The sequence below is a fragment of the Streptomyces sp. NPDC022552 genome, from assembly GCF_055561875.1.
The window spans coordinates 503,345-512,348 of sequence record NZ_JBVHGJ010000004.1; the positions used below are offsets into that span (position 1 = coordinate 503,345).

The window sequence follows — 9,004 nt, forward strand, 5'->3', positions numbered from 1 at the left end:
GCTCGACGGTACTACAGCTGTAGTTCGACCGGTAGTAGGTTGTCCTCATGACCGCCCGCACCCCCGCCTCCGCCCCTTCCCGCACCACACGCGTCGGTGACGCGGCGCTCGAACTGCTCGTCGAGCGAGGGATGCGCGGGCTGACCCACCGCGCCGTGGACGAGCGGGCCGGACTGCCCCAGGGATCGACCTCCAACCACGCCCGCACCCGTCAGGCCCTCCTGGAGACCGCGGTACGGCGGCAGGTCGAGCTGGAATCGCGCGTGCTCGCCCCGCACGAGATGCCGGGGCCCGGCAGCGGGCTCGACGCCCTGGTGGACGCGCTGGCTCTTGCCCTGCACCGGTACCTGACCGACCACCGGGCACTGCTCGTCTCGCGTTACGAACTGGCCCTGGAGGCCACCCGCCGCCCCGAGCTGCGCGCGTTCTTCGACGCGGCGGGGTCGGCGGCGTTCCACGGGCCGCTGATCGCGATGATGGCGGGGGCCGGCTCCTCGGCCCCCGAGCGGCACGCCCTGTCCCTGATCGCCTGGTCTGAGGGGCTGATGTTCTCCTGCGCCGCCGGGTCCTTCCACTCCGCCGTGCCCGGTCCGACGGAACTGCGGACAGGGTTCGAGGAGTTGCTGCGGGGCATGCTCGGCGGGTGAAGCCCCACGGGCGCGCCGGACGGAAGCGGGGTCATCCGGATCGGGGGCGTCACCCGTGCGGGGCATTCCCCGCCGGTAGGGGCGCGAAAATCACCGCGCGGCCAGCAGAGTTGCGCGGGTGCATGCAACGAGAACCACAGCGACGTTCCTGGCCGGGGCGGCGATCGCCGCGCTCTCCGGTTGCGTCTCGGTCGATCCGCCGCCCGCCGCGCCCCCGCCGCCCCTGGAGGTGAGCGGCCCCTCCCCGCACGTGGACGTGGCTCCGCAGATCGTCGAGGGCCCGGCCCGCGAGGCCCTGGAGGCCGCGCTCCCGGCTCCCGCGCCGCCGTCGCCCCGGGCGACGCCGAGAAAGCCCAGGCAGCAGAACGGGACCACCGTACGGAACGGAACGGGCTCCCCGCAGCGGCAGTCGAGCACACCACGCGAGAAGGAGCGGACCAAGCCGCCACGGCCGCCCGGACTGCCGGAGCCGCCACGCTCGCGGGCCGATGTGTGCCGGCTGGGCGCGCAGTACGGAGGCTGGCACCCCGAGAGCGTGCAGGCGACGATCTGCAAGGACGCGTACGGGCGCTGAGACGCAGCGGGGAAGCGGCGGGCCGCCGGCTACCGCGAGCGGAGCCGCACCTCCAGGCGGTCGATGGCGGCGCGGACCCCGTTGCCGTATCCGTCGTCGTCCAGGGTGTCCGAGGCCGCGCGGGCCCGGTCCAGATGGACCCGCGCCGCGTCGGGCTGCTGGAGTTTCAGATAGTCGGCGGCCAGGTTGAGATGGAGCGAGGGGTACAGGGCCCGGAGCGCCACCGCCGCCTCGTGCGCGGCCAGCCGCTCCTCGCTCAGCCCCTCGGCCGCGAGGAGGGCCCGCAGGTCCCAGGCCAGCTCGGCGTCCGGGTCGTCCTGGGCGTCCGCCATGTAGTGCGCGAGCGTGCAGCGGTGCAGGGGGTCGCCGTCGGGGCCGATCTGCGCCCACAGCTCGACGAACCGGTTGCGGGCCTCCTCGCGGTCACCGCCGTGGAGCAGCATCGTCGCCTGCCCGATCCGGGTCATGACGCCGTCGTCCGACACCTGCTGCTGCTCGGTCACTGCGGCCTCCACACGCTCTCCGTCCAGGGGCTCCGACGCTAACCGTCGCGGCCCCCGATCCGGCACAGGCTCGGGTGGTACCCCGAGCCTGTCAGCCGGGCGGGCTCACCGCCCTCAGCCGAGGTTCGGGATCCGCCAGTCGATCGGCTCGTGGCCCTGGGCCGCGATCGCCGTGTCGATCTGCGTGAACGGGCGGGATCCGAAGAACTTCTTCGCCGACAGCGGCGAGGGGTGCGCGCCCTTCACGACGACATGACGCTCCTCGTCGATCAGCGGGAGCTTCTTCTGCGCGTAGTTCCCCCAGAGCACGAAGACCGCCGGGTCCGGCCGGGAGGCCACCGCGCCGATGACCGCGTCCGTGAACTTCTCCCAGCCCTGGTTCTTGTGCGAGTTCGCCTCGCCGGCCCGGACGGTGAGGACCGCGTTGAGCAGCAGCACGCCCTGCTCGGCCCACGGCATCAGATAGCCGTTGTCCGGCACGGGGTGGCCGAGCTCCTCCTGCATCTCCTTGTAGATGTTCCGGAGGGAGGGGGGCGTCTTGACGCCCGGACGGACCGAGAAGCAGAGGCCGTGCCCCTGCCCCTCGCCGTGGTACGGGTCCTGGCCGAGGACCAGGACCTTCACCTTGTCGTACGGCGTCGCCGCCAGGGCGGCGAACACCTCGTCTCGCGGCGGGTAGACCGGCCCCTTGGCCCGCTCCTCCTCGACGAACTCGGTCAGCTGCTTGAAGTACGGCTTCTGCAGCTCTTCGCCGAGGACGCCGCGCCAGGACTCGGGCAGCATGTCGGTGTCGGTCACGTCAACAACCTCCGGTAGGCGATCTCCTGTACGGCCAAGAACCTACCGGGGGCCACTGACAACTGCGCCGCTCGGGCCGCCTACCAGCTGGTTCGGCGGTTGAGCTCCCACATCTGCATGACGGTCTGCGGGTCGAGCGCGCGCTCGGCGCCGCCGATGTCCTCGCTCGCCGCGATGTAGAGCTTGCCCTGCCACAGCGGGAGCAGCCGGACGTCCTCCACCATGATCTCCTGGGCCTTGCGGAACTCGGCCACGACCGCCCCGCGGTCGCTCTCGCGCCGCGACTTCGGGAGGATCTCGTCCGTGATCTCGGGGCTCAGGTACGGCGTGCCCAGCGCGTTCTGCTTGCCGACGAACGGGGCGATGAAGTTGTCCGCGTCCGGGAAGTCGGGGAACCAGCCTCGGCCGAAGACCGGGTACTGCCCCTTCTGGTAGCCGGCGGCGAACTCCTTCCACGGCTTGCTCTTCAGGGTCACCTCGAAGAGCCCGGAGGCGTCCAGCTGCCGCTTGAGCTCGGCGAACTCGAGCGCGGTGCCGGAGCCGTACCGGTCGGTGGTGAACCAGAAGGTGAGCTCGACGGGCTTCTTGATCCCGGCCTCGCGCAGGATGTCGCGCGCCTTGGGGACGCTGGGCTCGCCGAAGCGGTCGAAGAACTCGGTGGTGTGGCCGACGATGCCCTTGGGGACCATGGAGTACAGCGGCTCCGCGGTGCCCTTGTAGGCCTTGGCGACCAGCTCCTCACGGTCGACGAGCTGGGCGATGGCCTTGCGGACCGGCTCCTTGGCGACCGCGGGGTCCTGGGCGTTGAAGACGAGGTAGCGGATGTCGGCGCCGGTCGACTCCACGAGCTGGAGCTCCTTGTTGGCGTCGCTGCCGTCCTGGAGCTGGACGACCTCCTCGGCGGTGAGGCCGCGGTAGGTGGCGTCGATCTCCTTCTTCCTCAGCGCCTCGACCATCGGCTCGGACTCCTTGAAGTACCGGATGGTCACGCCGTCGTTCTTGCGGTCCGCGAACCCCTTGTAGGAGGGGTTCTTGGTCATCTCGGCCTTGTCGCCCTCGGTGTACGAGTCGAGGACGTAGGGGCCCGAGCCGGTGAGCCCGCCGTCCTCACGGAGCTTGTCGGCGGGGTACTCGGCCGGGTCCACCAGGGACATGGCGGGAGTGGCGAGGACGAAGGGGAAGGTCGCGTCGGGCTTGTTCAGCTTGAAGACGACCGTACGGTCGTCCACGGTCTCGATCGTGTCGAGCGAGCCGAGCATCCCGTTCGGGCCGCCCTCGGCGTCGATCTTGCGGATGCGCTCGATCGAGTACTGGACCGCCTTGGCGTCCAGTTTGTTCCCGTTCGAGAAGGTCAGGCCCTCTTCGAGCTTGCACTCGAAGACGCGGCTGGCGGTGTCGGTGAACTGACAGTCCGCGGCATCGGACTGCGGGGAGGTGCTGCCGGTCGGGAAACTCACCAGCGTCTGGAAGACATTTCGGAACAGCTCCCAGGAATTGTCCCAGGCGGCTGCCGGATCAAGCGTGGTGGGAGAACTCGTCGTGCCGACGACGATTCTCTGCTCCCCGGCGGAGGCATTGTCCGAAAACAGGCTGCATCCGGACACCAGGGATATGGACGCAAGGGCTGCAGCGGCCTGCAGACTGGTCCGGTTGAACACGTGCACGCTCCTCGTTCAGCCATGGGTCGGCCGACCATACCGCAGCGCCCCGTCAGGTCAATGTTCGACCCTGACGGGGCACTTGAGGCATTCAATGCTTAACCGGGGTCAAACCGGTCAGGAATTCAAGAAAGTGTCCGGATACCGGTCACTCGACGCCGGAGTTGAGGAAAAGTCCTCCGTCGACCACCAGCGTCTGGCCGGTGATCCAGTCCGACTGGGCGGAGGTGAGGAAGGCGGCGGCCCCTCCGATGTCCTCCGGGACCCCGAGCCTGCCGAGCGGGTACGCGGCGGCGGCCTCCGCCTCCCGGCCCTCGTAGAGAGCCTGGGCGAACTTGGTCTTGACGACGGCGGGGGCGATCGCATTGACGCGGACCACCGGCGCGAATTCATGGGCGAGCTGGAGGGTCAGATTGACCATGGCCGCCTTGCTCATCCCGTATGCCCCGATGAACGGCGAAGCGGAGATGCCGGCGATCGAGGCGATGTTCACGATCGCGCCGCCGTGATCCTTCTGCCAGGCGCGCCAGGTCAGCTGGGCGAATCCCAGAGCGGAGATCACATTCGTCTCGTAGACCTTACGGGCGACATTCAGGTCGAGCTCGGCGATCGGGCCGAAAACCGGGTTGGTTCCGGCATTGTTCACCAGGAAGTCGACCCGGCCGAAGGCCTCCATGGTCGCCTCGACCGCGGCGGCCTGGTGGGCCTCGTCGTGGGCCTTTCCGGGCACCGCGATGACCCGGTCGGAGCCGAGGCGCTCCACGGCCTCCTTGAGGGCCTCCTCGCCCCGTCCGGTGATGCAGACCCGGTCGCCGCGGGCGACCAGCGCCTCGGCGACGCCGTAGCCGATGCCCCGGCTGGCACCGGTCACCAGAGCGACCTTGCCGGACAGCTCGGGCAGTTCCTTCGTGCTCATGTACGTCTCCTCTTCCCGCGCGGGCGTCAGTTGAGCGGGCCGCCGGCCACGTACAGGACCTGGCCGGAGACGAAGCCGGCGTCGTCGCCCGTGAAGAAGGCGATGGCGTTGGCGATGTCCTCCGGCTTGCCGACCCGCTGGACCGGGATCATGGAGGCGGCCGCGGCCTGGAAGTCCTCGAAGCCCATGCCGACGCGCTCGGCGGTCTGCGCGGTCATCTCGGTGACGATGAAGCCCGGGGCGACGGCGTTGGCGGTGATGCCGAACTTGCCGAGCTCCTTGGCGAGGGTCTTGGTGAAGCCCTGCAGACCGGCCTTGACGGCCGAGTAGTTCGCCTGGCCGCGGTTGCCGAGCGCGGAGGACGAGGAGAGCGAGACGATCCGGCCGAAGCCCGCGTCGACCATGTGCTTCTGGCAGGCCTTGGCCATCAGGAACGCGCCCTTGAGGTGGACGTTCATGACCATGTCCCAGTCGGCCTCGGACATCTTGAAGAGCAGGTTGTCGCGGAGCACGCCCGCGTTGTTGACGAGGATCGTCGGCGCGCCGAGCTCGGCGGCCACGCGCGCGACGGCGGCCTCGACCTGGGCGCTGTCGGACACGTCGCAGCCGACGGCGATGGCGGTGCCACCGGCGGCGGTGATCTTCTCGACGGTGTCCTTGCAGGCCGCCTCGTCCAGGTCGAGTACGGCGACGGCACGGCCCTCGGCGGCCAGCCGTACGGCGGTCGCGGCGCCAATGCCCCGTGCCGCGCCGGTGACGACGGCTACGCGCTGCTCGGTGGTCGACATGCTGGTTCTCCTCGCCCTTGGATCATCCATGGATGCGGCTCACACGGTGCGTCCCACACATGAGCGACCGCTTAGTACCTTCCGCAGACGAGACGCTAGAAGCCCTGGCACCCGGTGTCAACGGCCCACCGGGTGCACCGGATCACTCCGCGCCGCCCACCGGGGCTCAGCGCACCAGCAGATCGAGCAGCCTTTCGACCTCGGCCTCGGGATCGGCGGTCAGACCGGTGTGCACCGGGCCCGGCTGGACGACGGTGGAGCGGGGCGCGATCAGCCAGCGGAAGCGCCTCCCTGCGTCGTCGCGCGCCGCCTGTCCGGCGTCCTCCCCGCCCAGGCAGACGCCCTCGACGGCGTGCAGCGCCGCCCGTACGCCGATGACGTCCGCACCGGGGTCGAGCGCCCGGAGCTTGGTCTCGTCCAGGTGCGTGCGCGCGGCGACGTAGGACTTGGCGCGGCAGTAGACCACCACGCCGGCGTTGAAGAACTCGCCGCGCTCGACGCGTGGCACCACGCGCAGCAGCGCGTACTCGAAGACATCGCGGTCGGTCACGTGGTGCGGTCCTTCTGGGTGGAGTGCGGCCGGGGGGCGAGGCGGTCGGCCAGCCAGCCGGGCGGCTGCGCGGGCCGGCGCTCGACGCGCGGGCCGAGGGTGATGCGCTCGTGGATGGTCGCGGCGCGCGGCAGCAGGGCGTCCACATAGGCCTGGCGCAGCGCGTCGGTGCTGTCGAAGCCCGGCTCGTCGACGAGCCACTCGTCGGGGACGTCGGCGGCGACCGCTTCCAGGAGCTCCCGCGTGACCAGGGGCGCGAGCTCGGCCGCGGCGGCGGCGACGTCCGGTGAGAAGGGGGCGAGGGCGTGGTCGGAGGCGTCGTAGGGCTTGGCGACGGAGGCCTGGGCGCCGCGCCAGTTGTGGTGCCAGATCATGGTGGCGCCGTGGTCGATCAGCCAGAGGTCACCGTGCCAGACGAGCATGTTGGGGTTGCGCCAGGACCGGTCGACGTTGTTGATCACCGCGTCGAACCAGACGACCTTCCCCGCCTCCTTGGGATCCACCTCGTACGCCAGCGGATCGAACCCCAGGGACCCCGGCAGATAGTCCATCCCGAGGTTCAGCCCACCGCTGGCCTTCAGCAGCTCCTGCACCTCCTGATCGGGCTCGGAGAGCCCGATGACGGGGTCGAGCTGGATCCCCACCAACTCGGGCACCCGCAGCCCGAGCCGCCGCGCGAGCTGCCCGCAGACGACCTCGGCGACGAGGGTCTTCCGCCCCTGCCCGGCTCCGGTGAACTTCATGACATATGTACCGAGATCGTCGGCCTCGACGATCCCGGGGAGCGATCCACCTTCACGCAGAGGCGTGACATAGCGGGTCGCTACGACCTCTTGCAACACTTCGCAGGCCACCCATCTCTTCAACCTTGCAATCCACGGCAACTCATCCGGAGTGTGGAGGCGCAGTTCACCGGTCAACCGTGCTGGGGAGATTCTGGGGAGCTTCGGCCGGCGGGCCATTCATCCCCGCTCCCCCAAGCAGACCATCGATGGTGCCACGCCCCTTGCTGCCAGCTTCCGGCATGAAGTGAGCATAGTAACCGAGAGTGATCGCCGGTGAGGAGCGCCCGAGCTACTTAGCCGCCTACGCCGCCGCATAGCTTGCACGGAACAGGTCATGGGCACGCTCCAAGTCCCGTCCGGTACGCAGCCGCACCTCCAGGTCGCCCGTTCCGTGATGCCCCAGGTCCGCAACGTTCCTGGTGAAGTCAGACACGAGGTCAACCTCGGCCGGGTCGAGCGAGAGACACACGTGGACTTTCGTCCGCTGCGGCGGGCAGAGACTCGCAAGAGTTCTGTAGCCGGTGGTACGCGCTGTACTGCTTACGCTGGACCTTCGTGATCCCGTCGCCGAGACCGAGCAGGATCTCGTCCGCCGCTTTCGCCAGGGGAGTCCCGTTCGCGTCGAGTCCCAGTGAATCGATTCGGCCGGCATGAACCGGGCCCGTGCCGTACTCGGACGCCAGGAACCGGACCCCCAACAGCTCCAAGGGGGGCCCACAGCAAAAAAGCCGCCCTCCAGCCGAATGTCATTCCGGTTGGACGGGCGGCTCTCCGCTGCCCCCGGGTCAGGCGCCTTCTTGGAGCGCACGACCCTTCCCATGCTGGAGGCGAACGAAATCCCGGCGCGCCGGAGGTCATAGGGCCTTTCGGCGAAAAGCGCCTGGCGCAATGCCGAAGCGATCGATGTGGTTTCGCAGTGTGTGCACGAACGCCGGCGGTATCGGCACGGGACGCGTGACCTTGACGGCTCGCCGCTTCAAGGAGTGCACTTCGTGGACCGAGCCATCGTCCGTCCACTCCTTGCCGGCTGCGACGACACCTCCGCTCAGGTTGAGCATGCCCCAGCCGCTCTTACTGTAGTGAGACGGAAGCAACAGAGCCCCCGGGCTGTCGGTGGTGTGCAACGCAATCGTCACCGCCGACATCCAGGGACTCTGTCACGCCACTACCCCAGTGGATCGGGTCTCACAGCCCCTCAGGGAAGGGATGGAACCTGTCACTGTGATCTGGCCTTACACCCGACGCCAAGTCAGGAACTCGTGCCGGTCCTCCGCTGAAAGCCGTTCGCTGAACGGGTTCACCTTGCCAGTCAGGACCGCCACGCAGAACGACGCCATTCCGCCATCGAACACGGTCCAGCGGTTCATCCCGTACGGCGTCTGCCTCCGAAAGATGGCCACGCGCCAGTCGTCGGGAGCGCCCTCGCACAGCCAGAATGCCACATCGCTGCTCGCCGAGTCCGCGAAGGGCAGCAGTGACGGCAGCTCACTTCCTGGCAGGAGCGCAATGAGATGTTCACTGTCCGGGGGCGAGAGGACGGAATCTCTTCTGTCCAAGAGGTCTCCGTACGCCGACCCGGGGACGGGCGGCGTACTGATGGACAGGTACTCGTCGATCTCTCCACCTCCGTACGACTCGACGAACTCGCGGTAATCGACAGGAAACGTCAGACCTGCCGTCCGCTCAATTTCCTGCCAGTCGATCGAGTCGCCGCCGGAGACGGGCGGCGGGAGAACTTCACGCAGGCGCGCGACAGCGCGGTGAGGCATATCAGTTTTCCTTCGC

10 protein-coding genes and 1 pseudogene are annotated in these 9,004 nt (G+C 69.0%); 2 read left to right on the plus strand and 9 right to left on the minus strand.

Annotated elements, in window-relative coordinates; all coding sequences use genetic code 11:
* Positions 1 to 47 precede the first annotated feature (47 nt).
* Positions 48 to 647, plus strand: coding sequence for a TetR/AcrR family transcriptional regulator (locus ACZ3OF_RS15315; RefSeq protein ID WP_361678080.1), 600 nt, complete (start codon positions 48 to 50; stop codon positions 645 to 647).
* Positions 648 to 765: 118 nt separating this feature from the next.
* A complete protein-coding gene (locus tag ACZ3OF_RS15320; RefSeq protein WP_467304930.1) occupies positions 766 to 1,221 on the plus strand; it encodes a hypothetical protein in 456 nt (151 codons plus the stop codon).
* A 29-nt stretch (positions 1,222 to 1,250) separates the two neighbouring features.
* Here the strand turns inward: ACZ3OF_RS15320 and ACZ3OF_RS15325 are convergent, their stop codons facing one another.
* The 9 genes and pseudogenes from ACZ3OF_RS15325 to ACZ3OF_RS15365 all read right to left on the minus strand — a co-directional run bounded on the left by ACZ3OF_RS15325 (position 1,251) and on the right by ACZ3OF_RS15365 (position 8,988).
* A complete protein-coding gene (locus tag ACZ3OF_RS15325; RefSeq protein WP_361678305.1) occupies positions 1,251 to 1,724 on the minus strand; it encodes a hypothetical protein in 474 nt (157 codons plus the stop codon).
* Between the two features lie 114 nt (positions 1,725 to 1,838).
* On the minus strand, positions 1,839 to 2,507 hold the full coding sequence (gene ung, locus ACZ3OF_RS15330) for a uracil-DNA glycosylase (protein ID WP_361678302.1): 669 nt from the start codon (positions 2,505 to 2,507) through the stop codon (positions 1,839 to 1,841).
* 95 nt (positions 2,508 to 2,602) lie between these two features.
* The gene (locus tag ACZ3OF_RS15335) at positions 2,603 to 4,180 is read right to left on the minus strand and encodes an ABC transporter substrate-binding protein (RefSeq protein WP_361678074.1); all 1,578 of its coding nucleotides are present in this window, start codon (positions 4,178 to 4,180) and stop codon (positions 2,603 to 2,605) included.
* A 148-nt stretch (positions 4,181 to 4,328) separates the two neighbouring features.
* Positions 4,329 to 5,096 (minus strand): SDR family oxidoreductase, encoded by a 768-nt coding sequence (locus tag ACZ3OF_RS15340; RefSeq protein ID WP_361678071.1) that lies wholly within the window; start codon positions 5,094 to 5,096, stop codon positions 4,329 to 4,331.
* A gap of 26 nt (positions 5,097 to 5,122) precedes the next feature.
* Positions 5,123 to 5,884 (minus strand): 3-oxoacyl-ACP reductase FabG, encoded by a 762-nt coding sequence (gene fabG, locus ACZ3OF_RS15345; protein ID WP_361678069.1) that lies wholly within the window; start codon positions 5,882 to 5,884, stop codon positions 5,123 to 5,125.
* 166 nt (positions 5,885 to 6,050) lie between these two features.
* On the minus strand, positions 6,051 to 6,434 hold the full coding sequence (locus ACZ3OF_RS15350) for a DUF3037 domain-containing protein (RefSeq protein ID WP_361678067.1): 384 nt from the start codon (positions 6,432 to 6,434) through the stop codon (positions 6,051 to 6,053).
* On the minus strand, positions 6,431 to 7,273 hold the full coding sequence (locus tag ACZ3OF_RS15355; protein ID WP_361678299.1) for a HipA family kinase: 843 nt from the start codon (positions 7,271 to 7,273) through the stop codon (positions 6,431 to 6,433). The genes ACZ3OF_RS15350 and ACZ3OF_RS15355 overlap by 4 nt, the downstream gene beginning before the upstream one ends.
* A gap of 247 nt (positions 7,274 to 7,520) precedes the next feature.
* Positions 7,521 to 7,920, minus strand: a pseudogene (locus ACZ3OF_RS15360) (DUF5655 domain-containing protein); the annotation flags it as partial.
* Positions 7,921 to 8,451: 531 nt separating this feature from the next.
* Positions 8,452 to 8,988, minus strand: a complete 537-nt coding sequence (locus ACZ3OF_RS15365; protein WP_361678061.1) for an SMI1/KNR4 family protein — start codon at positions 8,986 to 8,988, stop codon at positions 8,452 to 8,454.
* Positions 8,989 to 9,004: the final 16 nt, after the last annotated feature.

Bases quoted from the DNA above. Each gene is read 5' to 3' on its own strand.
- ACZ3OF_RS15315 (WP_361678080.1), top strand. From the start codon at position 48: ATGACCGCCCGCACCCCCGCCTCCGCCCCTTCCCGCACCACACGCGTC.
- ung (WP_361678302.1), bottom strand. From the start codon at position 2,507: ATGCTGCCCGAGTCCTGGCGCGGCGTCCTCGGCGAAGAGCTGCAGAAG.
- ACZ3OF_RS15340 (WP_361678071.1), bottom strand. From the start codon at position 5,096: ATGAGCACGAAGGAACTGCCCGAGCTGTCCGGCAAGGTCGCTCTGGTG.
- fabG (WP_361678069.1), bottom strand. From the start codon at position 5,884: ATGTCGACCACCGAGCAGCGCGTAGCCGTCGTCACCGGCGCGGCACGG.
- ACZ3OF_RS15365 (WP_361678061.1), bottom strand. From the start codon at position 8,988: ATGCCTCACCGCGCTGTCGCGCGCCTGCGTGAAGTTCTCCCGCCGCCC.